Source organism: Paenibacillus terrigena DSM 21567 (assembly GCF_000374845.1).
GTDB classification, from domain to species: Bacteria; Bacillota; Bacilli; order Paenibacillales; family Paenibacillaceae; genus Paenibacillus_K; species Paenibacillus_K terrigena.
The window spans coordinates 201,803-227,968 of the sequence record NZ_KB895416.1 but is presented as its reverse complement, the minus strand read 5'-3'; the positions used below and the strand labels follow the sequence as shown (position 1 = coordinate 227,968).

Genomic DNA, 26,166 nt, shown 5'->3' with positions numbered 1-26,166 from the left:
AAAAAATGCCTTCAATCTGAGACTGAAGGCATCTTCATTATTTTATTTCCCGTTCTTTTTACGCATCATATCGAAATACTGTACAGGTTGTTCGACCTTCATACGGATACGCTGCAATGGGTGACGCGCTGCATCAAGTAGCACTCCAGACTCATCCCAGATTTCCTCAACCGTTTGTTTGAAGAATGTGCCATTCGGTCCAAAGAACTCCACCACTTGACCTGGTTTGAAATGATTGCGCTGTTGAATCGTTGCCATGCCTGTCTCTGCTTCATAATCCAGGACAAGACCTGCAAAGTCGTAAGGCGCTGCTTTCTCTTCAGGTTCATAAATGTGATCTTCATGATCCGGCGTATCATAGAAGAACCCCGTATTGAGCGGTCTGTTCGCCGCTTTATTGATTTCTTCGATCCATTCAGGCTTCAGAACATAGTTCTCTGGATCCGCCATATAGGAATCAATAACTTGACGATACACGTTCACAACCGTAGCAACGTAGTGAATCGATTTCATTCGCCCTTCAATTTTGAAGCTGTCGACGCCTACTTCGATCAAATCCGGCAGATGCTCGATCATGCATAAGTCTTTGGAACCCATCGAGAATTGGTTATCTTCTTGCTTGAATAGCGGAAGCTGTGTAATCCCAACTTTAAACTGTTCCAACACCGGATGCTGAGCAGCTTCTTCTTCACTCATGATCTCATCCAAGTCCGGGCGTCCATCCTCGAAAAGATCGTATTTCCAACGGCAGGATTGGCAGCAGCCCCCGCGATTCGAATCACGGTCCGTGAAATGATTCGACAAAACGCAGCGTCCCGAATAGGAAGAACACATGGCACCATGGATAAATGCTTCAATCTCAATATCCACATGCTGCTTCATTTCATATATCTCTTGCAAGCTAGTTTCTCGTGCAAGAACGACGCGCGGCGCGCCTTCTTCCTTCCAGAACTTCACCGTCTGCCAGTTCATAATCGATTGCTGCGTACTGACATGGACCTCTAACCGAGGGGCAACACGTTGAGCTGTCTCAATAATTACCGGATCCGCTGCAATAATGGCGGAAATACCGACTTCCTCCAAATTGCGCAAATACTCCTCGATACCTTCAATATCTTCGTTGTGTGCATAGATGTTCGTTGCGACGAATACTTTGGCACCGTATTTCTTCGCGAATTCAACACCTTCACGCATTTCTTCAAAGCTAAAGTTATCCGCATTTGAACGAAGACCATACTTCTGTCCACCAATATATACAGCGTCTGCACCATAATGAATTGCGAACTTCAACTTCTCTAAATTTCCTGCTGGAGCGAGCAATTCTGGTTTGTCTAGACGATTTCGTTTACCCTTTAGTACGGGTCTTTCGCTTGTTAACATTTTTTCCACCTCTTACTTCATCATTCGCCAAGACAAAAATTAAAATACGTGTTCAAAAAGTTGGCTTTTCAGCACCGAGAAGGTTGCGAGAACCCGAAGAAGGAGGAACGCAGTTTAGGCAAAACCTAAATGAGTACCGGACTTCGAGGGTGAACGCAAGATTCGATGTCGAATTCGCTGCTTGAAAACACTTCGTGATCAAAAGACGACTTTTTGAACTTCCTCTAATACACTTGCTCTTTGAAGAAGAATCCAAAGGTTAGCTCACGTTCAGGATCCTGAACCTGCTGAATAGCTTCTAACCACTCGTCTTGGAACGTATAGTTCTCTGGATCAGCGATATATGCGTCAATGGCTTGACGATAAGCTCGAATCGCCGTCTCGTTATATACATCTGATTTCATGAGTCCCTCGATCTTCAGACTATCGATCTGTCCTTCGAGCAGCTCATGGATATTCTCAATCATACAAATATCATCGGAACTCATAATATGCGTTCCGTTTATATCCTCATAAATGGGATATTTCTCATCCTGACGTTCCTGCTCAATCAGGAATAACCCACGATCTTTGGAGACATCTTGACTGTGTACGTCTTCCGAAGCGTGATTACGCTCATTCTGGTGCGACATATAGCTCTTCACCAAATTCCGCTTGGAATGATAAATGTTCGTCATCCCATGGACTTGAACTTCAACTTCCATATTCGGCAAATGTTCTTTCATCTCGATCACTTGCTCCATATTCAGCTCGCGAGCAGCAACGATCCGCTTCGCTCCGCGTTTTGCCCAGTACGCAGCTGTCCGGTAGTTCGTTGACGTCATTTCGGCATTCCAATGCAGCTTCAGATCTGGAGCTGCCTCCCGTACGATCATCAGAACAGACGGATCACCGAAGACGATTGCATCAGCTCCAGCTTGCTGCACTTCCGCCAGATAGGCTGGAAGCTCTTCGAGCAATTGGTTATCCATAATATTATTCACGGCGACATAGATCTTCACGCCTGCTTGCTTCGCGATGCTTACCGCCTCACGGATATTTTCAATCTTGAACTCACCGGGAAGACGCATGCCGTACTTCTGCTCCCCGATGATCACCGCATCTGCTCCCGCTGCAATAAATTTCTGCAACTGTGGGATAGAGCCTGCTGTTACAAGTAATTCTGGTTTTTTGCTCATTTTCACTTCACCTCTTGGACTCTCCACTTTGCTTTCTTATTTCGCCATTTCTTTGCTCTTCTTAATATTCTCCAAATGTTCTTTGTACGTCACTGCGAACAAATGACTCTGACTGCCGTCTTTCTTCGTCACATAATACAAATATTTCGAAGGCTCTGGATTTAACGCTGCTTCGATCGAAGCAAGACTCGGACTTGCGATCGGCCCTGGCGGCAATCCATCATGCAAATAGGTATTATAAGGACTTTCAATTTTCAAATCTTTATTGTACAGTCGATCCTTCGGCTTGTCGAACAAATATTGAATGGTCGCATCGATCTGAAGCGGTTTGTTCTGCTTAAGACGGTTATAGATCACACCCGCAACTAGCCCACGTTCAGAATCTACCACAACTTCTCGTTCTATGAGCGAGGCTACCGTCATCAACTGGTGGAAATTTAAGTTCTGGGCTTTCATTTTCTGTTCCCAATCGGATGGGAGAGTGGCCAGCTTCTTATCCAGCTCGTTCAACATCCGCTGTATCATATCCTTCGCCGTGCTGCCCTTCTTGAGCTCATAGGTTTCAGGGAAGAGATAGCCTTCTAACTGATGTATCAGCTTCGCATCGGTTGGAATTACCGTAGGTGCCGGTAACTTAAATGCAGCAGCGTCATCCACAAGGTTAAGAAACTCCGCACGATCGACTTGATGATCTGCACTTAGTTTATCCGCGATCTGATTGATCGTATACCCTTCAGGAATCGTGAATCGGATGACTTCATCCGGGATCACATCCCCTGCATTTAACTTGGCAATGATCTCTTGATAAGTCAGACCCGGTGTTAACGCATATTTGCCTGCTTTGAACTTGGATCCTTCCTTATTGACCTTCAAATAAACCTTAAAAATAAGACTATTCTTAATGAGTCCTTCTTGCTCCAATACATCCGCAATCTTCGAAGTCCCCATCCCTTGTTTAATTTGAACCTCTTTGGCCTGCTCACTCGCTGATGTCGGCTGCATTTGAAGCCAGCCATATCCGGCACCGCCTATCACAATCACCAGCAAAATGATGACGCAGGTTAGGACAAATTTCTTCATTTTGTCCACCATTCCCCCTTTTTTCGCAAGAATATAGCAAGTATATCACATATGCACAACTCTTTAAATTTTAATAACGACCGAACACCCCACAAAGTGGCGCTCTAGCTTTGATGCGATTCATGTACTTTGCGGGGACCCGATAAATCTATCCGAACCAAAAAGAGCGGAATAATCCGCTCTTTTGCAATGTCGTAAATGAAGTTACATCTATCATGTGGTGCTATGATGGTAATCTCTGCCCTTAAGGCTCATCAATTGCATCTGGGAGCGTAAGTTCATCATACAGTTCCGAGATATTCTCCCATTCCTCATCATCCTCAATGGTCTCTAGCTCCGGCTGGCCATCTGCATTGACCATAACGCGGAAGATTTCTACATCTTCATCATCATGATCTTGCGATTGGAGCACAGCATAGCCATGCGCACCCAATTGAAATTCTTTGAGCAGACGATAGACGACAGCATGACCCTGATCATCTGTAAGCTCGATATCATTTCCAAAGGCTTCCACAAGACGGTTCGTAAACACGACATCTCTCAACTGATAATAACTCATTTCTTAATTCTCCTCTTCCAGCTCACCAACGAGTGTATTGAAAGTCTCTTCAACCACTTGCCATTCTTCTTCATCTTCAATAATGAACAACTTCAAATCGTCGCCATCTTCTTCATAACGGAAGGCATAAACTTCATCCGCCTCTTCGTCTGTCGATTCAACCGGTACGACCATCATATACTTATTATCGGAACCATCCACTTCGAACTTCATGATGACTTCGAATTCTTCCTCATTGCCTTCATCATCCGGAATATAAATAATTTCTGGTTCTTCCATCTGTACTTCATTGTCCTTCGTCATCTGCAATCACCCTCACCTTTTCATTTTAGAATCCAAATAGTTTTGCAAAATCAACGTTGCTGCCATCTTATCTACGACTTGCTTTCTCTTCTTGCGGCTCACATCCGCTTCAACAAGCGTACGCTCTGCAGATACGGTGCTCAGCCGCTCATCCCAAAGGTGAACGGGGAGGTTAAAAGCTTCTTGCAACGTCTGGGCAAATGCCATACAAATTTCGCCACGGGGGCCGATTGTGCCGTTCATGTTCTTCGGAAGTCCGAGGACGATCTCGCTAACTTCATTGGCTTCAATCATCTCACCGATTCGCTTCAGCTCATCGCTGTCGCGCTTCCGATCAATGACATCCAGCCCTTGGGCTGTCCATCCGAACATGTCGCTTACGGCTACACCGATTCTCCGATCCCCGTAGTCCAGACCTAGAATTTTTGTCATCTGGTACTCCTGTTATCGATGCAGTTTGAGATACGAACGAACCAATTCTTCAATGAGTTCGTCGCGTTCCTTCTTACGTATCAAGCTTCGAGCATTGTTATGACGAGGAATATAAGCGGGATCCCCGGATAATAAGTAGCCTACAACCTGATTAATGGGGTTATAGTCCTTCTCCACCAAAGCATCATACACTTTTAGCAGAATTTCCTCAGAAGTAAACTCTTCTTCTTCTGCTTTGACGTTAAATTTCATGGTTGAATCCATCGATTCCATCGCCAACACCACCTCACTTCAATTCCAAAGCTTTCTCTCTATCATAACATATCATTGCCCACATTAAAATTCCATCTTCTCTAGGTGGTTCAAAAAGTCATGACGACTTTTTGAACCTTTTTCCTCACGTTACACCGTTTGTTTCGCTACAAGTTCCTCAGCAAATTTCAGTGCTTCGTCCAATTTGGATGGATCTTTACCGCCAGCTTGTGCCATATCCGGACGTCCGCCGCCGCCGCCACCGCAGATTGCCGCAATCTCCTTGATGAGTTTGCCTGCATGGAATCCGCGTTTGACCAAATCAGGGGAGACAGATACGACAATGTTCACTTTATCTTCTGCAACCGCACCAAGCACGAGAATCGCCGACTCCAATTTCACTTTGAGCTCATCGGCTACACCGCGAAGCGCGTCCATTCCGCTTGCATTTACTTTCGCTGCAAGAAGCTGTGCATCGCCAACTTGTTTCACTTGATCTGTAAGCTGACCCGCTTCAATGCTGCCAAGCTTCGCTTGCAGTGATTCATTCTCACGTTGCAATTCCTTGATCTGTCCGAATAATGCGTCAAGACGCTTCGGCACGTCATTGATATTCGATTTTAAGAGAGAAGCGCTTTGCTTGAGCAGTTCAATCTGCCCATCCATATACTTATACGCATGACGACCCGTAAAGGCTTCAATTCTTCGTACACCTGATCCAATACCGCTCTCACTCACTAATTTGAATAAGCCGATTTGCGATGTATTGCGTACATGACAGCCACCGCAAAGCTCGATACTGTACGTACCGACTTGCACGACACGAACGACATCGCCGTATTTCTCGCCGAACAACGCCATCGCACCCATTGCTTTTGCGTCTGCGATTGCTTTCTGCTCAATCACAACATCTGTACCTTTCCAGATCTGCTCATTGACACGGCGCTCGATATCAGTCAACTCTTCCGCTGTTATGCTGCCGAAATGCGAGAAGTCGAAACGAAGACGATCGGTCTCTACAAGAGAACCTGCTTGGTTAACATGCTCGCCGAGCACATCTTTCAATGCACGATGAAGCAAATGCGTTGCTGTATGATTCTTAATAATATCTTCTCTAGCCGCCTTATCAACGGAAGCTCGAACGGTATCTCCAACACGAAGTGTACCCGATTGTACTGTCACCTGCTGCACGTGTTGACCAAGCGGTGCTTTGAACACACCCGCAACTTGTGCAACACCGTTGTCATTAGCGATCGTTCCTAAGTCGCTAATCTGACCGCCGCTCTCTGCATAGAACGGAGTACGGTCTAAGATCATTTGACACACATGACCTTCTTCGACGGTATCAACAAGCGCATCATCCACAATCATACCGATAATTTGCGCCTGAATCTCCAATTCATTATATCCAACAAACTCACTTTTAGACGTAAAATCAGACAGGACGCCGCCTTGCACCTTCATGCTCTCTGTCTCTTGGCGAGCCGCGCGTGCGCGATTCCGCTGTTCTTGCATGGAAGCATCGAAACCAGCGCGATCCACAGTCAATCCATGCTCAGCCGCATAGTCTTCTGTTAGGTCGAATGGGAAGCCATACGTATCGTAAAGCTTGAACGCATCTGCACCACTGATCTCCGTCACGCCTTCTTGCTTCGCTTTATCGCTTAGCTGAGAGAGAATCTCTAAACCATCGGACAATGTCTCATGGAAACGCTCTTCCTCTGTGCGAATCACCTTCTCGATGAACTCGCGCTTCTCAACGACTTCTGGATAGTAGACGCCCATAATCTCGCCTACAACTGCAGTCAATTGGTACATGAACGGACGATCCGTGCCGAGCATTTTGCCGTAACGTACGGCGCGGCGCAATAAGCGGCGGATGACATATCCGCGACCTTCGTTCGACGGAAGAACACCATCACCTACGGAGAAGGCAACCGTGCGTACATGGTCTGCAATAACTTTGAGTGCAACGTCATGCTCGGTGTTCACACCATATTTCACGCCTGCGATTTCGCAAGTCGCTTGAATGATCGGTTGGAACAGGTCCGTATCGAAGTTCGAATCCACATCTTGCAAGATGGAAGCGAAACGCTCAAGTCCTGCGCCAGTATCAATGTTCTTATTCGGAAGCGGCGTGAAGCTGCCGTCTTTGTTATGGTTGAATTGCGAGAATACCAAGTTCCACACTTCTAGGAAACGTTCATTCTCACCCACTGGCGTACATTCTGGATCCGATAGATCTCCGTACTTCTCGCCACGATCATAGAAAATTTCCGTACAAGGTCCGCATGGGCCTTCGCCGATATCCCAGAAGTTATCTTCTGTTTTGTAAATGCGCTCAGCTGGGATGCCGATCTTCTCATTCCAGAACTTAAAGGCTTCCTCATCTTCCGGATAGACCGTCACGGAAAGGCGCTCTGGGTCGAAGCCGATCCATTTCTTGTCCGTTAAGAACTCCCATGCCCAAGTGATAACTTCTTCTTTGAAATAGTCGCCGATTGAGAAGTTCCCGAGCATCTCGAAGAACGTATGGTGACGGCGTGTCTTACCTACATTCTCGATGTCGTTCGTACGGATACATTTCTGTGAGTTCGCGATCCGTGGATTCGCAGGTTTCACGCGTCCGTCAAAATATGGCTTTAGCGGTGCCATCCCCGCATTAATCCATAGCAAGGATGGATCATTATGCGGTACAAGCGACGCACTTGGTTCAATTGTGTGGCCTTTGCTGGCGAAAAACTCTAACCATTTTGAGCGAATTTCACTGGCTTTCATTGGGGGATACCTCCAAGTTAAAATTTGTTTTTATTAAGGTGAGGGGGCGAGCTGTGCTACGGGCAAGTTGGAATGTCCGCTCGAAGAAATGGGTGAACCCGGCCGCTCCGCGACTGAATCGTTCTTCCGATCGCTCTTGTCCCCAGATTTCTCTGATTGAACGAGAACACGATGAGGTAGAAATCCGTGGACAAATGCGAACGCTATCGCTTCTCCAGTACGATTTCAGCCACTCCGCTGATATTCACCCATCTTCTCGCTATTCCAAGCCCTCCACGTCGCACGCCTCACCGTGGGATAAAAAAGAATTCGCTCCTCGGAGGCGCTTGGGCCTCCGGGTTCGGCGGACGCTGCGCCCGTCCGCCCTCGCTGAGCTGCTTACAAGTCTCTGCTCCGAAGCGCTGCATGCGCCTCATTGAACGCCACACCGTGCAGGTTAAATGTACTTCTCTGCTTCGAAGCTTCACCTGCAAAGATCTGCACCAACGTCCAAGCGGGTCCGAAGGACAGTAGCGCTCTCACCGCCACAGTAGCAGGAAAAAGCGCCTCTCTCCCGCATCTCGACAAACTTTGGGTGTCCAGAGGGGTACCCTCTGGAATCCCCCTTTCAAAGGGGGACTTAGGGGGATGGCCCACGGCAAACACAAATAAACGTCCCCAAATAAATTCAGGGACGAAAAATCGCGGTACCACCCTGGTTATCCATCTGCTAGCAGCAGCTGGATCGCCTCGTAGAGCCGTTAACGGGGCCGACCGGCGAAGTTCATTCGCACTCCGAAATTAGCGTTCAACCGTCCTTCATTGCAGACTCTTACAGCCATCACAGCAGCATATCGTTAGAACCATATGGCTGGGAAGGAATCTGCTCTCTGAGCATAGGTGCGGCTTACTTGATTTCATCCACGTATTGATGGGTATAGACCATTTTTTCACAATAATATTAAAAGTATATCGGCGAAGCTGATTCCTGTCAAATAGCCCCTCAGATTGTCTTTCGCCTCACATAATAAGCAAAGAAATGTTGAAGAATGACCTTCATGACGGCGAAGAATGGCACGGCCAAAATCAATCCAAGCACACCCGCGATTTCGCCGCCAACAAGCAATGCGAAAATGATTAATAACGGATGCATATGTAATGTGCGGCCAACGACCTGGGGTGAGATCACATTCCCCTCAAGGATCTGGCAGATCGTATTGATGATCACGACGAACAGGACCATTTTCCAAGAGACCATGAACGCCATGAGAATCGCAGGAGCAGCACCGAAAAACGGACCGAGATACGGAATAATATTGAAGATCGCGACGACGCTGGCGAGCAATAACGGATATGGCATCCCAATCAACCAGTAGCCGATATAAGCGAATACGCCAATAATTAGGCAGACCAGGAATTGACCTCGAATATAGTTCCCTAGCGCCGAGTCTATATCTTTCATTAACTTGACGATCTGCTTCCGATGACTGCGAGGCACATACAGAATCACCGCCCGCTCGAATACTTCGAAATCCTTGAGGATATAGAAAATAAGAAACGGCACGATAAATGCAACCATCAGTAAATTAATCGTCTCGCCAATATTGTTCATCAGACTCGAGATCGTGTGCGCAAGCTTCGTCTCCAACTGCCCGATCCAATGGAAGATGCCAGAACGGATGCTCGGGGGCAGCAAAGAATGATTCAGATCCTGCACCAAGCTCTGTGCCTTCATATTCAACTCCGGCATATGCTCGCTTAACTCTTGCAACTGCTTCATGAACATCGGAATCACATTCATGAGAATAACGGTAAGCGAAGTGAGGAATACCGCATAAATAAGTAAAACCGCCATCGTTCGCGGTACTTTCCGTTCCTTGAGCAGGTTCACAATCGGATTCAGCACATAAGCAATAATCATAGCGACCAAGAATGGGGCAAGAACCGCCTTCACGAAATCATAGATTCCGACAATAATGGGCTTAATCTGCAGCAGCATGTACAAAATCAGCAAGCCCAGAAGCGTAAACACACCATATATAAAAAATCGACTTTTCGTAAATCGCTCCATTTTCGTACATCCCCACCGTTCGGACTAGCATATAGATCAGTATATGTACCTAGTAGGGAATTTATAAGCCAAGCAGCAAAGACCAAAAACCCCTGTTCCGGATGACATGGATAAAGGCAGGCTTTCCATACCGAAACAAGGGTATCATGATTACACATTGTGTATGAAATTATGGAGAAACCTGAACCGAAGGGAAATCCTGCGGCACTTCCTCGCCAAAAAACAAATCATCCAATGAGCTGAGTGTCCCATCCTCTTCCACTTGGAAGACAGACATTTTCTCTCCGTTCACGGTAAGCTCAATAAAGCATCCCCAGCAATAGAACTGGTGAGAACCAATCTTGCCGATATCCTTGGAGTTGCAATTTGGGCATCTCATCATAACATTCACCTATCCATTAACAGAAGTAATGATTTTCTCCAGACGTTGCTCAATGTCTACAGGAACCATGATGGCATCTTGACCAATCTGCAGCACGTCGGACACCCGTAGCCACTTGCGGCCTTCGATGAGATCTGAAATAAAACCATCCGTAATTTCTAAACCTATTATTGTATTACCCAATTTCTGGTCAACGTAAACATCGACAACACGGCCGAGTTGATTTCCATCAGGTGTTAACAGTGGGAGATCGCGTATTCTGCGATCCCCGCACAGGAGTGTATATTGTATATCGACGGCGCTTCGCTTCTGAATCGCCTGTTTATTCGCAATCATCACGGCATCTTCGCCGCAAGCCGTTATCTCTTGCCACGGCACCATCCGAATGGGTGAAGTAGCGAACCACTTCTTTCCTTCCAGTTCAATTCCCTCCATCTGCCAATCTGGCGTCAGGTAGAAATCCTGTATTTTACCGACCCGTCTGCCGGTCTCAACTTCATAGATGGGTAATCCGATCATTTCTAGCAGCTTCATGATGCGTTATCAAGGTCCTCCTCATTTCGGTATAGCGGTCTGAACCTCGAATGCACGATACAACAGCATGTCCGACGGTCCTCCGAATGATGTGGATGGTTATCCCTCCTTGCCCACATAGAAACCCCTAATCTCTATTACGCAGCCGTGTGTAAATGGTTGCAATTTTCGCTATGGTTTCTTCCACATCTTCTATAGTATTGCCCAAACCGAAACTAAAACGAACCGCGCTGCGGAGAACTTCCTCAGGTAGATGCATCGCTTGCAGAACATGCGATAATTCGAGCGAACCTGAAGTACAAGCAGATCCGCTAGCTGCTGCTATCCCTTCCATATCTAAATTCATCAGCATCGTCTCAGTCGACACGCCGATCAAGCTGATATTCAGAATATGCGGCAAATGCTCGCTAACATGGCCATTTAGGACAACATGCTGAGCACCAAGTTGTGCTTGAAGCTGATCAAACATCGTATTTCGTAAATGGGAGGCAAATTGAATCTTATCATCGAGTACATCTGTCGCAAGCTCCACAGCTTTGGCAAATCCAAGGATTCCGGCGATATTCTCCGTGCCCGATCTCCGTTTGCGCTCCTGGGAACCTCCGAACAGGAGAGGATCAATGGTTGTGCGGCGTGAAATGTAGAGCGCGCCAACACCTTGGGGTCCATTAATTTTGTGCGAGGATAAACTCATGAGGTCCACGGGTAATTCCGACAAATCGAGTGGGCAAGCACCTAATGCCTGTACGGCATCCACATGAAATCGAATACCTTTCGATCTGGCCAGCTCGCCAATCTCACGAATCGGCTGCAGTGTTCCCACTTCATTGTTCCCGTACATGATGCTAATGAGCACCGTATCCGGGCGAATGGCAGCTTCGATATCTTCCAGTCGTACGCGTCCAGAAGTATCGACAGGTACGTAGGTAACCTCCACCCCCATGCGTTCCAATTGCTCACAGGCATGCAGCACAGCATGATGTTCAATCTGCGATGTGATGATATGCTTCTTGCCCGTACGATCTCTCTCGTACGATACTGCGCCGAAGAGCGCCATGTTGTCACTCTCTGTTCCACCCGCTGTAAATACCAGTTCATTCGGGTGGCAACGAAGTCTTGCCGCAATACGATCTCGCGCTTGATTCAGATACTGCTTCGTTTCACGACCGATCCGATGGACGCTAGAGGCATTACCGAAATGCCCCTGCATATATCGCGTCATCTCCTCCACAACCGCTGGATGCATCGGCGTCGTTGCAGCATGATCTAGATAAATATATGACATTTTCATTCACCTGCTGTCTATTAACTTACTCACAATTCGATGGTTACCACGGCTGCAGCTTAGATATAGAACATGTAATTATCCAGCGCGCCTTCATCTTTGAAATTGATCAGGTCAGCGAGCGTCGTGGAATCGAGCACAAGGGCAATACTGTCCCGAATTCGAAGCCACAAATCACGCTTGGCAGGATCGTCTTCTTCCGTAAAATCAACCGGCGAGATCGGTCCTTCCAGCACACGAATGACATCGCCTGCCGTAATCTGTTCAGCTTCCTTCGAAAGGATGTAACCGCCGTATGCGCCGCGAACACTTTTCACAAGGCCCGCATTGCGAAGCGGAGCAACCAATTGCTCCAAGTAATGCTCCGACAATTGATTCTTCTCTGCAATACTTTTCAAAGAAATAGGCCCGTCACCGAACTTGGCTGCGAGCTCCATCATGATCGTTAAACCGTAACGGCCTTTTGTGGATATTTTCAAAAAGAGCACCTCTCTCATCACTTCAATAATTTAAAGCATTGTATTCCGATAAATCCAATGACACACCTTTGTTTATCCTAACATATTTATCATCGTTATGGTCAAAAAAACATCAACCTATTCACGAAAATGTTGTGACAGCTCAGGTGCTAGTTCAATATTCGATGAAAATCAAATGTTATGTTACAATACAAGGTAGACTTTTGAAATATAGAAGAGAAATGGTGATAACGATGTCTAATTCAAATCAGAACATCCGTGTCATCGTCGGCATGTCAGGCGGCGTCGATTCTTCGGTTACCGCTCTGTTACTCAAAGAACAAGGCTACGATGTCATTGGAATATTCATGAAGAACTGGGATGATACAGATGAGTTCGGACACTGCACGGCAGAAGATGATGCAGAAGATGTCCGTCGTGTCTGTGAACAAATCGGCATACCTTATTATACAGTCAATTTTGAGAAGCAATATTTCGATAAAGTATTCTCTTATTTCTTAGACGAGTACAAACGCGGACGGACACCAAATCCAGATGTCATGTGTAACCGCGAGATCAAGTTCGGTGAATTCCTGCAGAAGGCCATGGACCTTGGCGCGGACTATCTTGCGACAGGCCACTATGCGCGCGTCGTTGAGGAAGACGGAGAATTCAAACTGTTGCGCGGGGTGGACAGCAACAAGGATCAGACCTATTTCCTAAATGCGTTGAACCAGCAGCAGCTATCCAAAGCCATGTTCCCGATCGGCCATCTGCCGAAGAAGGAAGTCCGTCGGATCGCAGAAGAGGCTGGACTTGCTACAGCGAAGAAGAAAGACAGCACAGGCGTCTGCTTCATCGGTGAACGGAACTTCAAAGAGTTCCTCAGCAATTATCTGCCTGCCAAATCCGGCAAAATGGTCGATATTCGCACCGGCGAAGTCAAAGGACAGCACGACGGCTTAATGTACTACACGCTTGGTCAACGTCAAGGCTTAGGCATTGGCGGTTCCGGTTCGGGTGAACCTTGGTTCGTTGCGGATAAGGATCTGGAGCAGAACATTCTCTATGTCGTCCAAGGTGATCAGCACATCAGTCTGTATTCGCACGGCCTCACGGCAACCGGCGTGAACTGGATTCGCGGCAACGATGAGGTGGTGCCTGGGGAATCCATGCGCTGCACAGCAAAATTCCGTTATCGCCAACCCGATCAAGGCGTCACGATTACTTGGTTAACGGCAGACACGGCTGAAGTGAAATTCGATCAACCGCAAAAGGCCGTTACACCTGGACAAGCCGTCGTCTTCTTCGATGGCGATGTATGTCTTGGAGGCGGAACGATCGATCAGGTGCATAAATTGCAGCCGGAGCCAACAAATAAATAAACTACCATAGACGAATAACCGCCCAGACCTTCGCGTCTGGGCGGTTATTTCACGTCTTCTACATTTCTACTGCATTCGAACCTTATTTCCCTCCTGCAGCGGCTCGCTGCTTTCTAGTATCACTTGATCCTGTTCGAATAGTCCTCCGGTTATGGCAGATTCATGATCATTCGCATCCACGACAGTAATCGATGCTCTCTGGACATAGAACGCATTGCCAAGCGGACCGTTCCGCTCTTCTACCCGATAGACGTACTTCCCGCTTGAATCTTCATGTATCGCTTGATTTGAGATCAGCAGCGCTTCCGCGGCTGTCTGTCTCACCAACTCCACTTGAACATTCTCGCCGCCTTTCCAGCCTTCGCCTTGGATCGTGATGCGCAGACGCTTCATAAGCGCGTTCGGAGGCGTACCCCCGCCTGCATCGCCACTGCTCAGCTCTGTACCGTTCCCATCTTGAATATCGGCCAGCATGCCTTCGACTTGCTCTTCTTGGCTTCCTATCACCTGGACATCAAGCCTATCGCCTATCTTCAAGAAGGATGCCATTTTCGCTGGAACCCATACTTCCGCATCAAATCCAAGACTCCCATTCGAGATTCGCACATCAGGTCCCTTACTGGTGGAAGATAGACCTTCTATCGCGCCCACTTCCGTGATCATGCCGTCAAACGGAGCGACCAATGTTCGACTTTTCGTTAAATCCTCCTGCATTTTTTGGATTTTACGTTGCTGCACATCCAGATCAATTTTGTTGGTATCGATTTGGCGTTTCGCGCCTTTTATTAGCAGCTCATCCCCATTCTGGACGGCCATAATATAACTGCTCTGCTGCTCCTCTATGGCAATCCGAAGCTTATGAAGACTCGCTTGCTCGTCTAAGATCTGTTGTTCCGCATCGGTGCGATCATAGATCACGAGTTGCTGTCCCTTCTTTACCACATCCCCTTTCTTGACTTTTATCTTCTTCACGATACTGCTTGTTGGATTCACCAATTCCATTTCCGTACGCCACTTCAATATTCCACTACCCTTAAATGTGTGAGTGAGTTGTCCAGGCTTCGGCTCGATGATCGCGACTTTAGGCAATGTCAGCGCCATGATCGTATTGCCAAGCAGCGTAAAGGCAATCAGTACGAAAATGAACAATATTGCAACGATTCGAATCGTTCGTTTGCGTCCCATGACCGCTTGTTCGGCAGATTGTAACTGCATGGTAATCCCCCCTTATCCTTTAATCCCCGATAGCTGAATGCCTTCGACAAAATAAGACTCTGCATAGAGATACAACAACACCATGGGTGCCATAAACAGAACCGATGCAGCAAACGCAACACCCCGGGCCCCTTCATTAATTCGCGACAAATATAGCGATAACGGCTGCTTGAATGCATCCTCCAGAAAAATAAGCGGTTGCTCGACCATATTCCAATTATCGACGAACAGCAATACGATCAGTGCTGCGATGCCAGGCTGAATGAGAGGAACGATAATCTTATAAAAAATCCTCAATTGTCCAGCTCCGTCCATTTTGGCCGCTTCGATATACGAATTCGGAATATGCATCATGAACTGTCTTAGCATAAATACACCGAAAGCACTGAAAATTCCCGGTAAAATAATCGCGGATGTTGTGTTCATTAGACCAAGTTTCTCCACAATAATGTAGTTGGGAACCAATGTGACTTGAAACGGCATAATCATGGTCATTAAATAAATGACAAACAACTTCTCCCGCCCCCAAAATCGGAGCTTGGCAAAAGCGTAGGCCGCCAGAGATGCGACTAGCACTTGCCCTGCGATGATAGGCGTGACCAACCCTACGGAATTCCAAAACATCTGAAGGAACATCGGTTTATGAACCAACACCTCCGCATATTGATGAAATGACAGCCAATCGGGAAATATCTTCAAGTTAACAAATCCATCTTTCTCTCCAGCTGAAGTATTGATCATCTCGCCAATGAGATGATAGTTATGCTCAATCTCACCTTCCGTCATCAAGGAGTTGGTGAATGTAACAACAATAGGAAATAGCATCATCGCGGCGATTATTCCCATCACCAACGTCAACGCAAACTTGCGAAATATAGCCAACCATATCACCTTCCTTACACTTAATCCATGAACTGCCGAAAACGACGTTCTATTGAGAGCATGACCGTCACACTGATTAGAATGACGCCTACCATCAAGGTGGCAGCGGCCGTTAGTTTCTGAATATCGAGTGATAGAAACATGTTGTTCATATAATGCTGCAGGATATAAATACGGTCATGTGGATAATCTCCTGCAATCAGATACGTTTCACGGAAAACCTTGAAGGAATTAATAATGGACATCAGAACGACAAAGAACATGGTCGGAGTCAAGTAGACCAGCGTAATATGAATCAGTTTGTGAAATCTGCCGGCACCTTCGATATCCGCCGTTTCATAGTAATCCTTAGGTATACTTTGTAGTCCGGCCAAGAATAAAATGATGTTGTACCCGATATTTTTCCATATGTACACGACAACCAACACGCCCATGGACCAATCTGATTTCATCCAATCGATCCGTTCGATATGCATGCTTTGCATCCATACATTTACGGTACCATTCCAGTCGAACAATATTTGCCACATCATGACGATCGAGGCGACAGGTACCACAAGTGGCAATACAAAAGCCGTCTGCAGCCAATTCCGAATAAATAATTTTTGATTCAGCAAAATCGCAAATAATAAGGATAAAACAACGATGAGCGGCACACTTATACCGGTAAATAGGAATGTGTTGGATGCCGCTTTACGGAAGGATCCGCTAGCCAACAGTTCATGATAATTATCAAAACCGACAAAAGAGCCATCCACCGCGCTATCTTGAAAAGAATAGAAAAAACCCATCACAAACGGAATAAGATAAAAAATAGCAAAGCCGATTATGCTCGGCGCCAAGAAAAGAACAGCCACCGCCCAATCTTTTCGTAGAAGCTTAACTATTTTGCCCCGATAATATTTTCCCAGCATGTTTAACATCTCCTAAATCCCCTTCGAATTCTACTAGTGTAATACGCGAATATATGATAAGTGAGATGGACTTGTAATGAAGTTGTAAAAAGCTGAATTCCCAAGCCGCACAGCGCAAAGAGGCCAACTGTTATTACAGCTGGCCTTGGTTCTGTCGTTCAAGGTTCATCACAACAAACGGACTACTCATTCAAAAAAGTCGTCACTCGATTTTGAATTAACTTCCCTACGTCTTCGGCTGACTTCTGCCCACTGAAATAAGCTTTAGATTCTTCTGAAATGATCTCTTCAACTTTCGAAGGCTTGAATGCAACGGGATGGATTGCGCCAGAAATAAATTGATCTAGTTCTTGAATATCCTTGGCTGTTACCTCGAATACCTTGCCTTTCATAGCTCCAACGGGTTGATCGGACATCACCTTCCCTTCTTTTAATAGTTGCTGCACTTGCTTCTCATATGAGGTTTTATTTAATGAGAAACCGCCTGGTTGTATCTCTTCAGACAACATAAATTTAAGGAAATTCCATGCTTCGTCTTTGACAGAAGACTTCTCATTGATGCCGATGGTTATGTAAGGTCTAAAATAATCCCCAGCTTGCTGACCATTCGATTTAGGTTTCGTGTACAGTTTGGATTTAAATCTATATTCCTTCGAAATAAATTCACTCTGTTTTAAGTCATTAATATAATGTCTGGGTGAAACAATAGAAACATTGTCGAATAGAGGGACTAGAAATTCTTCCGTGAGAATGTGTTCGTCGGACAAGGACTTTACTTGCTTGAGTAATTTAGTGAAGGGTTCCGAATCGAAATTCACCTTTCCCTTCACCTCATCTACAAACGTGGGATACTGCTCTTTGACCATTTCATTTAATACAGCATCTGGTGAACCAAACAATCCTCCAAATTTGCTCTTCTCTCCATATTTCATGACTTGTCTGATGACATCGGTATATTGACTCCAATTCCAAGTCTTGTCGTCAAACTTCACCCCGCTTTTCTCGATCAATGTTTCGTTCCCGATCAGACCATACATAATGAATGCCAAGGGCATCCCATAAATTCCACCGTTAATCTTAACATTGTCCAAAATGTTGTTGAAATATTGCTCTTTCTTAAAGGTTGGGTCGTTCTCTATGATTTCACTCATATTAGCTAACAAATTCTTTTTCACATAGCTCTCGATTGGCAATTGATCCATCTCAATCAGATCAGGACCTATCCCTGATAACATGGCCGTGTTCGTCGTTTTGACGAATTTCTCATGAGCCGCTGCTCCTTCTGCACCATCACCACTCTTTGTATATTTAAGTTCAATCGTGATATTAGGATGCTTCGCTTCATATTTTTTCTTAGCTTCTTCAAACAATTCATAATGATACAGAGTAGAGAACACAATGGTTTTTTTGCCACTACTGGGTTTCTTTCCTTCATTCTTTTCCCCGTTTGGTTGTTCTGTTATCTTATCCTCGTTTTGTGTTTGCGCCACAATTTCATGACCCGCACGACTAGAGCTACTACAAGCAGAGACAGAGATGATGAGTAGAATCGTTAGCAACATGGACAACATTTTTTTCATGTTTATTCTTCCTTCCTTTTTCTAACTTTCTCTATCGAGGAAATACTTTTTAATTCCTCTTACAATGGCTTGGGCGGTTCGATTCTGATGCATTTCACTGAGCATATTCGTTTCATCACTCGGGTTCGTGAGGAAGCCAATCTCCAGTAAAATCGCGAGATTGTTGCTGAGCTTTAGTACCTCCCAGCCTTCTTTTTTTACGCCGCGGTTCTTGAACCCCGTAGCCTCTGCCAGTTGTTCGTGCACCTTACTTGCGAACAGTAGACTTTCGTCCGAATAATAATACGATTCTGTGCCAGATACATCCGGATCACCGTATGTGTTCCCATGAATGGAAATAAATGCGTCCGCATTAAGATCATTTGCGATCTGGGCACGATCCTTCAGGCTGACAAAGGTGTCATCCGTACGCGTGCTGTGCGCCTCGAACATCGGCTCCTGCTGAAGCAAGTAATATACCTTCGTAGACAACGCGAGGGTGTAAGCTCGCTCTCGGTTCCCGCTTACCCCTTCCGCACCGGGATCTTTGCCTCCATGACCCGCATCAATCACAATTTTGTAGCTCTTGGATACTCCTTTATTCTTATTCAGTGAAACGGTCGACTCCGCCGAAGTTGTGATCCGATTCCCCGAAATCGAGGATGATGCCGCATAGATGGACCAGACCATTCCCATTAAAATAACGATGCTTATCATAAATATCGCTTGGCGGCGTTGAAGCTGTTTTCTCCCTATCCTTTTCATGCTGTCCCCTTACTCATGGCCGCACTCTGTCTATGCCTCACTGAACCCAGATTGGAACATAGTAGACCGCCACGTCTTGTACTTATATCGCTGTATAGATAAGATTTTCGCTAACCCATCGGCCCTCCACCTTCTCTGTCTGCGTTGGTATTACCAGTGTAGTACGCGAATATATGATAAGTGAGATGGACTTGTATTGAAGTTGTAAAAAGCTGAATTCACCTGGGAGCACAGCGCAAAAATGCCAGCTGCGGTTGCAGCTGGCTTTGGTTACGTCGACCCTAGGTAGTCGGATTTCGATGTATCTAATTCGATGATTACAGATGTTTATCTTGATAAAAATTAAGATTGAAATGGTCAGCGTCATTATACACACCAAACGCATATCCTTTCTCCCTATAGAATGAAATTATTTCTGGAAGCACTTTTAATGTTTGTGATTTTTCATGCATGAGAACGACTTCTACGTCATGTTTTGTTCCCTTTTTAACATTCTCTACAATTTGACTTGGATTGTCTTGTAATCCCCAGTCGTTAGAATCAATGGTCCAATCCCATATTTTAATGCCAGCCTCTACAATTTGATGACGAATCTGTTCACTCTCCAATCCTGGTGCTGAACCATAGGGTGGACGAACCAACTTAGGACTCGTACCTGTAATTTCCTGAATAAGAGCTAATGTTTCGTTCATCTCTGGTACAAACTGCCCCTGATCATATAGCTTTTCGAAAATATGTGTCATACTATGTGCACCAACATAATGGCCTTCTTTTGTTGCCCGCTTTACTCTCTCTTGTAAATTGGTTTTTAGTAGATTACTTCCCTGCATAAAAAATGTTGCTTTTATATCTTGCTCCTTTAATACATCTAAGAATTGATTCGTTAGTATACTAGGGCCATCGTCAAATGTTAGGTAAACAACTTTTCCCATTGGCTTTCCATCCGGTCTTTTTTGTTTTTCTGGTTGTACAGTATCATGTATGATACTTTGTTCTGCTACCTTTGCTACAACTGGATGGATACTTTCTTCAGCTACTCTTTCGTCAGGATCAGAAGTCAATTTCCCTATGAAAAAGATCATTAGAGACACAGTTGCTAACATAAGCCCTATTCTTCTTGCCCTTTTCTTCCTTATTGTTTTGTTATGTCGTGATGTTTTCATTATTTATCTAAGCCTTTCTCTGAATTGCTGGTTACTCATTCAAGAAAGTCGTCACCCGATTTTGAATTAACTTGGCCACGTCTTCGGCTGACTTCTGTCCGCTGAAGAAGGCCTTCGATTCATTCGTAATGATCCCGTCGATCTTAGAAAGTCTGAACTCCACCGGATAGATCGCTTCAGCCAGGAAATGCTCCAATCCTTGAAGATCCTGTGCTGTCACGTCGAATACCTTCCCCTTCAGAAGCCCCGTTTCTTGATCCGATATGACCTTGCCTTCTTGCAGCAATTGCTGCACTTGCTTCTGATAGACATTCTTATTTAATGGGAAACCTGCGCTGCCTGCCTTGGCTTGTACTTCATCCGACAACATAAATTTGATGAAATCCCACGCTTCCGCTTTAACCTTCGATTTGGCATTCATCCCGATTGTTTTGTAGGATATGAAATATCCTCCCGCTTCCTTCCCGTCTGCATGAGGTTTGGCGTACAGCTTAGACTTAAATTCATATCCCTTCCCATAATATTCACTCTGCTTCATCATTCGAATGTAGTCCGCAGGGGAAACAATCGACGTGTTCCAGAATATCGATCGTGAGGCGGTCTCCGAAGCCACCTGTTCATCGAATAACGATTTAACTTGTTGCAGCAGGGAGCTGAATGCTTCTGAATCGAATTTGGCTTCCCCCTTAGCCTGATCCACATAGGTCGCATATTGATCTTTAACCATTTGATTTAACAAAAAATGAGGTTCGCTTAATAAGGCCGATTGGTTCTTGGTAGGATCCGCTTTCTTTAATTCCTTGGCCGTGTCAACGAATTGACTCCAGTTCCAGTTCTTATCATCGATCTTCACACCGCTTTTATCGATCACCGTTTCATTGCCTATAAGGCCGTACAGGATAAAGTTCAGCGGCATGCCATAGATCCCGCCGTTCAATTTGACAGCGTCCAGGATGTTTGTGAAATATTGGTCTCTCTGAAAAGACGGATCGTGATCCATCATCTCACTCATATTGACCAACAATTGTTTGTTCACATAACTTCCCATCGGCAACAAGTCCATTGCAATGAGATCCGGTCCTGCGCCAGATAACATGGCCGTATTCGTCGTCTTAATATACTTTTCGCTATCCGCTTCGCCATGGGCGTCATCACTCTCGACATATCTGAGATCAATCGTAATATTCGGATGTTTGGCCTCATATTTCTTCTTTGCCTGCTTAAAAAACTCATCTGGAAAATAGGTGGAGAATACGATCGTTTTTTTCTCCCCGTCCAATGTCAAATCCGGCGTATTCTTCTCTTTTAGCGTTTCTGTTTTCTTATTTTCGCTTTGTGACTCACCCATACTCACAGGGGTGCTGCATGCCGAGACCGAAATAATTAGTAAGATCGTTAACATCATCAATATCGTTTTTTTCATTTCATTCTTCCTTTCCCTTATGAACTGACTATGCCATGAACCCTAGTGTAGTAGGCGAATATATGGTAAGTAAGATGGACTTGTATTGAAGTTGTAAAAATTAGATTCGAAGCCATCAAATCACAAAAAAAGACCAACTGCAGGTGCAGCTGGCCAAAAATAAATCTGTAGATTTACGACTCTGAATAATATTGGAGGAGCGCCATCACGTCCTTACTAAATCCCACCACTTGCTTCGTAGCCATTTGGAATTGAACACTATATTTCAACTCCTGATTTGTCCTGTCCAAGTAATATAATTCCGGTCTAATACCCCATCGAATCTGTTTCTTATCAAAGGTCAACTGAGACAATGATTCATTCGTCTTTTCCTGTATGAAACGGTTCGCCACCCCAATGAATTCATCCATGAGCGGATCTGAAATAACATCATTGTACACAACAGGGGATTGGTCGACAATATTGATTCGCAGCACCTCGCCATCTCTCGCATTAACAACGATATCAAAAACTTCCTTAGGGTTCGCATCATGAATCAAGGTAACATAGAATAAACCGCTCGGAATTTTATCCAGTTCTGCCTCAGTGTCCATCTTAAATGTGAACATCTCCCGCACGCGTGGGTAACTCTTATATTTCTTTTCCACTCGATCCAGCAGGTCTCTAAGCTTCGCTTGGTCAACCGCAAGCAACTCGTTAAATTGGACTTCATCGATCGTTAATTTCTTATCGTAGTATTTATTAACCGCATTCAGACTGACGGTCTTCACCGCATCCTGCGACAGCACGCCTTCGTATTGTACTTCATTCGTATTCGGCTCTTTCGTTATTTTCTTCACCATCACCTTATCTTTGGCAATGCCGTTGAATAGGCCTTCGCAACCCGTCAGCGACACCATCACGAATGCTGCACCGATGACCATTCGAATGAGCTTATTCATGAGCTCCCCCGCCTTTCGGATCATTCGATTCGAAAATAACGCGAATCGTTGTGCCCTTATTTTCTTCACTCGCGACTTCGATGACGGCACCATGCATCCTTGCGACACTCTGACAAATCGAGAGTCCGAGTCCCGCTCCCTGATTGTCACGCGTTCTTGCTTTATCTGCCATATAGAACGGCTCGAATATTTTGTCACGATGCGCTTCAGAGATACCCATCCCTTGATCCATCACTTCCAGCACGTATCGATCATTCTGGCTGAACAGCCGGATCGTAATGCTCTGCTGGAAGGCTGAAGCCTTCAACGCATTATCTACGAGATTGAAGATCAACACTTTAATCAAATCCTTGTCCAGCAGTAGCCTGCCGCCTTCATCACAATCGAGGACGATAGCAATCTGCTTCTCCTTCGCCATCATCTCCAGTGCCGGTTTCATTTCGGCGATGATTGATCCCAGGTCTTGTTCCTCCATCTGACCGCGGCCCTCTTGCAACGAAATCAAGTCCATCAGCTTATGCGACAGCGACTCTAATCGCTTCCCTTCGGTATAAATAACATCCAGACCATCGAGGAACCGTTCCTCGTTATATTTCGTCGTTCGCAAGAAATTGGCATAACCGATAATCGATGTCAAAGGCGTCTTTAATTCATGGGTAAAATTATCGATGAATCGCTGCTTCTCTTGATTATGCCTCTCCAAGTCTTGAATCTTATCCTCCACAACCGCAGCCATTTCATTAAAACTACGAGCCAGAATACCAATCTCATCCTTCGATTTCAATGGGACCCGTTCGGAAAATCCTCCTTGTGCAATCCTTTGAGCCGTCCGATTCAACCGATCAATCGGCTTAGTCAGCCCCCTGCTAACGAAGAGCATAATCAGCATATAGAGGAAACAGGCCGCAATATCCACTTTGGCGAAGAAGCGATACTGCTCCAAGCGATCCACGTACAAGGAAGTTACGTCTTTCATGTAAGTGAAGACATAGCTTTTATGATGAATATCCGTAATATTCGAGGTGAACAGGATCGTACGCTGATCAATATCTCGAAGAATATAATGTATCTCATCCGCAGCTAGATTGCTGAGTTCCACACGATGGATCGGCATCTTAAAATCAACATTACTGTAGATCGACTGATTCTTATCATTCGTAATATCCATATAAATCTGTTGATCGCGATTCTTCTCTACGAATTCCTTGGCGACATTGGTTAATACCGTCTTCTCATAATCTAGCGAATCATAGATCCGAAGAATCGGAACAATCGCGTCGATGCTTGAATGAATGCTCATATTCTGGCTTAAGGCGCTGTTGATTTCCTGCGACAGGATCTTGTTATGGCTTCGTTCGATCACCAGGATCGAAGCTGCATTAAAGATGACGACGAAGACTAGAAAAGAAAACAATGAGATCTTATGCCAAAATTTCATGGCTCAATCCTCCAGCCGATAGCCGATTTTGTAAATGGTCTTAATATGATCCTGCAGCTGAAGCTTCTTACGCACCGACTTGATATGCATGTCCACCGTTCGGGTCTCGCCGTAATAATCGCTGCCCCATACTTTATCGAGGAACTGCTCTCTAGAGAGGGCAATATTCTTATTCTTCAACAACACCACAAGTAATTCATATTCCTTCGGCGTTAGCTCAACGGTCTCCCCATGCAGCGTTACTTCCCGTTTGTCCAGATCGACTCGGACATGCTGTATCATCATCACCTGTTCTTCTTTGCCGTATCTGCGCAGCACCGTCTCAATGCGGGCCAACAGCTCAATCGCTTCGAAGGGCTTGACCATGTAATCATCGGCCCCAAGCTTAAGTCCATTCACCTTGTCATAGACCGAATTTTTAGCTGTCAGGAAAATAACCGGAGTGCCATAAGGTTTTATTTGTTCCATTAATTCGAACCCATCCAACTTGGGAATCATGACATCCAGCAGAATGAGGTCGAACTTTTCTTGCCTCACCGCTGCAAGCGCCGCTAATCCATCGTATACCTCGACGGTCTCGTAATTTACTAAGTTGAGATTCATTTTAATGATTCTGGAAATATGGATATCATCTTCTACGATCAATATCTTTTGGGGCATGCTAATCTATCTCCTTACATATCCTGATGTATCTATCTCATATGATTCTATCGGATTGCAGAGCATTTCTAAAGAGCAATATCTGACTCCCTCAAACGCGGGGTCAAAAATTGTCCAAATTTCAATTTCGCAAAAACTATTGACAATGATTATGAGAATCATTATCATTTAAATAAACATAACGGAACTTTGCTCATTTAACATATCATGGATTTCAATTGGACATAACGGGCTAACAGACAGATCACTTCTGACCTTAGCTGCTTATAAGAAGGGGTAGACTATATGAATCGTTTATTTACGGAGAAGCTTCATATTGCGTATGATAATCGCCTCATCGTTGAGGATTTAAATCTTGTCATTCCTGAAGGAAAAATTACTGCACTTGTCGGCGCGAACGGGTCCGGTAAATCGACGATTCTGAAGACGATGGCACGTATTATGAAGCCACAGAAAGGCACGGTCATCCTGGATGGACGTTCCTTGCATCGTCAATCGACACGCGAGGTTGCGAAGCAGCTGGCGATTCTACCTCAAAATCCAACGGCGCCAGATGGTCTTACCGTCAGCGAACTCGTCTCCTACGGTCGCTTCCCGCATCAGAAGGGATTCGGCAACCTGAATAAAGAAGATCAAGAAATGATTCAATGGGCGTTACAAGTGACTGGTATGAGCGCATTCAGCATGCATCCTGTTGATCAGCTATCTGGTGGTCAACGACAACGTGCATGGATCGCGATGGCACTCGCTCAAGGCACAGATTTGTTGTTCTTGGATGAACCGACAACGTTCCTCGATATGGCTCACCAATTGGAAGTCTTGAAGCTGCTCGAGCAGCTCAATCAAGATCAGAAACGCACCATCGTGATGGTCGTCCATGATTTGAATCATGCTTCCAGGTTTGCGCAGCATATGGTAGCCATTAAGAGCGGAAAAGTTGTAAGCTCCGGCTCACCAACCGAAGTCATCACACCAGAAGTGATGCGAGATGTGTTCGGCATCGAAGCCGATATCGTGCCTGATCCAAGAACGGGCCTGCCACTCTGTCTGCCTTACGAATTAGCAGGCACACCATACAGTAGTTCCTCCAGCCGTTCATCGGCCGGCGCGAAGGAAGCTTCGCTCCAGTCAATGGCTGCTGCTCAATAAC

26 protein-coding genes are annotated in these 26,166 nt (G+C 45.5%); 2 read left to right on the top strand and 24 right to left on the bottom strand.

Annotated elements, in window-relative coordinates; translation table 11 throughout:
- Positions 1-42: 42 nt before the first annotated feature.
- The 14 genes from C558_RS0115020 to cymR form a co-directional block, all read right to left on the bottom strand.
- The gene (locus C558_RS0115020; protein ID WP_018757110.1) at positions 43-1,380 is read right to left on the bottom strand and encodes a peptidase U32 family protein; all 1,338 of its coding nucleotides are present in this window, start codon (positions 1,378-1,380) and stop codon (positions 43-45) included.
- Positions 1,381-1,604: 224 nt separating this feature from the next.
- Entirely contained in the window at positions 1,605-2,558 is a 954-nt protein-coding gene (locus C558_RS0115015) for a peptidase U32 family protein (RefSeq protein ID WP_018757109.1), read from the bottom strand.
- A 36-nt stretch (positions 2,559-2,594) separates the two neighbouring features.
- A complete protein-coding gene (gene mltG / locus C558_RS0115010; RefSeq protein WP_018757108.1) occupies positions 2,595-3,638 on the bottom strand; it encodes an endolytic transglycosylase MltG in 1,044 nt (347 codons plus the stop codon).
- 244 nt (positions 3,639-3,882) lie between these two features.
- Positions 3,883-4,197 carry a DUF1292 domain-containing protein gene (locus C558_RS0115005; protein WP_018757107.1) on the bottom strand — a complete coding sequence of 105 codons (315 nt, stop codon included), beginning with the start codon at positions 4,195-4,197 and terminating at the stop codon, positions 3,883-3,885.
- A 3-nt stretch (positions 4,198-4,200) separates the two neighbouring features.
- Entirely contained in the window at positions 4,201-4,500 is a 300-nt protein-coding gene (locus C558_RS0115000; RefSeq protein WP_018757106.1) for a DUF1292 domain-containing protein, read from the bottom strand.
- 12 nt (positions 4,501-4,512) lie between these two features.
- Positions 4,513-4,932 carry a Holliday junction resolvase RuvX gene (ruvX, locus tag C558_RS0114995; RefSeq protein WP_018757105.1) on the bottom strand — a complete coding sequence of 140 codons (420 nt, stop codon included), beginning with the start codon at positions 4,930-4,932 and terminating at the stop codon, positions 4,513-4,515.
- Between the two features lie 12 nt (positions 4,933-4,944).
- Positions 4,945-5,205, bottom strand: coding sequence for an IreB family regulatory phosphoprotein (locus C558_RS0114990; protein WP_018757104.1), 261 nt, complete (start codon positions 5,203-5,205; stop codon positions 4,945-4,947).
- Positions 5,206-5,334: 129 nt separating this feature from the next.
- Positions 5,335-7,962: an alanine--tRNA ligase gene (alaS, locus tag C558_RS0114985; protein ID WP_018757103.1), complete on the bottom strand. Its 2,628-nt coding sequence runs from the start codon at positions 7,960-7,962 to the stop codon at positions 5,335-5,337.
- 378 nt (positions 7,963-8,340) lie between these two features.
- Positions 8,341-8,484: a hypothetical protein gene (locus C558_RS33805; protein WP_156826124.1), complete on the bottom strand. Its 144-nt coding sequence runs from the start codon at positions 8,482-8,484 to the stop codon at positions 8,341-8,343.
- Between the two features lie 460 nt (positions 8,485-8,944).
- Complete coding sequence (locus C558_RS0114975; RefSeq protein ID WP_018757101.1) at positions 8,945-10,012, bottom strand: AI-2E family transporter; 1,068 nt, start codon at positions 10,010-10,012, stop codon at positions 8,945-8,947.
- 169 nt (positions 10,013-10,181) lie between these two features.
- A complete protein-coding gene (locus C558_RS0114970; RefSeq protein ID WP_018757100.1) occupies positions 10,182-10,391 on the bottom strand; it encodes a hypothetical protein in 210 nt (69 codons plus the stop codon).
- A 12-nt stretch (positions 10,392-10,403) separates the two neighbouring features.
- Positions 10,404-10,928, bottom strand: coding sequence for a PRC-barrel domain-containing protein (locus tag C558_RS0114965; protein ID WP_018757099.1), 525 nt, complete (start codon positions 10,926-10,928; stop codon positions 10,404-10,406).
- A gap of 127 nt (positions 10,929-11,055) precedes the next feature.
- Positions 11,056-12,213: a cysteine desulfurase family protein gene (locus C558_RS0114960; RefSeq protein ID WP_018757098.1), complete on the bottom strand. Its 1,158-nt coding sequence runs from the start codon at positions 12,211-12,213 to the stop codon at positions 11,056-11,058.
- Between the two features lie 59 nt (positions 12,214-12,272).
- Positions 12,273-12,692, bottom strand: a complete 420-nt coding sequence (gene cymR, locus C558_RS0114955; protein ID WP_018757097.1) for a cysteine metabolism transcriptional regulator CymR — start codon at positions 12,690-12,692, stop codon at positions 12,273-12,275.
- A 233-nt stretch (positions 12,693-12,925) separates the two neighbouring features.
- Here cymR and mnmA point away from each other — a divergent pair, with 233 nt between their 5' ends.
- Complete coding sequence (mnmA, locus tag C558_RS0114950; protein ID WP_018757096.1) at positions 12,926-14,056, top strand: tRNA 2-thiouridine(34) synthase MnmA; 1,131 nt, start codon at positions 12,926-12,928, stop codon at positions 14,054-14,056.
- A gap of 66 nt (positions 14,057-14,122) precedes the next feature.
- On the opposite strand, the gene C558_RS0114945 is transcribed toward mnmA, so the two are convergent.
- From C558_RS0114945 to C558_RS0114900, 10 genes are all read right to left on the bottom strand, one after another.
- The gene (locus tag C558_RS0114945; protein WP_018757095.1) at positions 14,123-15,271 is read right to left on the bottom strand and encodes an efflux RND transporter periplasmic adaptor subunit; all 1,149 of its coding nucleotides are present in this window, start codon (positions 15,269-15,271) and stop codon (positions 14,123-14,125) included.
- A 12-nt stretch (positions 15,272-15,283) separates the two neighbouring features.
- Positions 15,284-16,099, bottom strand: a complete 816-nt coding sequence (locus C558_RS0114940) for a carbohydrate ABC transporter permease (protein WP_245583807.1) — start codon at positions 16,097-16,099, stop codon at positions 15,284-15,286.
- 74 nt (positions 16,100-16,173) lie between these two features.
- A complete protein-coding gene (locus C558_RS0114935; RefSeq protein ID WP_018757093.1) occupies positions 16,174-17,067 on the bottom strand; it encodes a carbohydrate ABC transporter permease in 894 nt (297 codons plus the stop codon).
- A 182-nt stretch (positions 17,068-17,249) separates the two neighbouring features.
- Positions 17,250-18,647 carry an ABC transporter substrate-binding protein gene (locus tag C558_RS0114930; protein WP_018757092.1) on the bottom strand — a complete coding sequence of 466 codons (1,398 nt, stop codon included), beginning with the start codon at positions 18,645-18,647 and terminating at the stop codon, positions 17,250-17,252.
- Positions 18,648-18,668: 21 nt separating this feature from the next.
- Positions 18,669-19,343, bottom strand: coding sequence for an N-acetylmuramoyl-L-alanine amidase family protein (locus C558_RS0114925; RefSeq protein WP_245583806.1), 675 nt, complete (start codon positions 19,341-19,343; stop codon positions 18,669-18,671).
- A gap of 365 nt (positions 19,344-19,708) precedes the next feature.
- Positions 19,709-20,554, bottom strand: coding sequence for a polysaccharide deacetylase family protein (locus tag C558_RS0114920; RefSeq protein WP_026263935.1), 846 nt, complete (start codon positions 20,552-20,554; stop codon positions 19,709-19,711).
- 31 nt (positions 20,555-20,585) lie between these two features.
- Positions 20,586-21,977 carry an ABC transporter substrate-binding protein gene (locus C558_RS0114915; protein WP_018757089.1) on the bottom strand — a complete coding sequence of 464 codons (1,392 nt, stop codon included), beginning with the start codon at positions 21,975-21,977 and terminating at the stop codon, positions 20,586-20,588.
- A gap of 173 nt (positions 21,978-22,150) precedes the next feature.
- Entirely contained in the window at positions 22,151-22,918 is a 768-nt protein-coding gene (locus C558_RS0114910; RefSeq protein ID WP_018757088.1) for a hypothetical protein, read from the bottom strand.
- A complete protein-coding gene (locus C558_RS0114905; protein WP_018757087.1) occupies positions 22,911-24,356 on the bottom strand; it encodes a sensor histidine kinase in 1,446 nt (481 codons plus the stop codon). Before C558_RS0114905 ends, C558_RS0114910 begins: the two co-directional genes overlap by 8 nt.
- A 3-nt stretch (positions 24,357-24,359) precedes the next feature.
- The gene (locus C558_RS0114900) at positions 24,360-25,016 is read right to left on the bottom strand and encodes a response regulator transcription factor (RefSeq protein WP_018757086.1); all 657 of its coding nucleotides are present in this window, start codon (positions 25,014-25,016) and stop codon (positions 24,360-24,362) included.
- Between the two features lie 285 nt (positions 25,017-25,301).
- Here C558_RS0114900 and C558_RS0114895 point away from each other — a divergent pair, with 285 nt between their 5' ends.
- Complete coding sequence (locus C558_RS0114895; protein WP_018757085.1) at positions 25,302-26,165, top strand: ABC transporter ATP-binding protein; 864 nt, start codon at positions 25,302-25,304, stop codon at positions 26,163-26,165.
- Position 26,166: the final 1 nt, after the last annotated feature.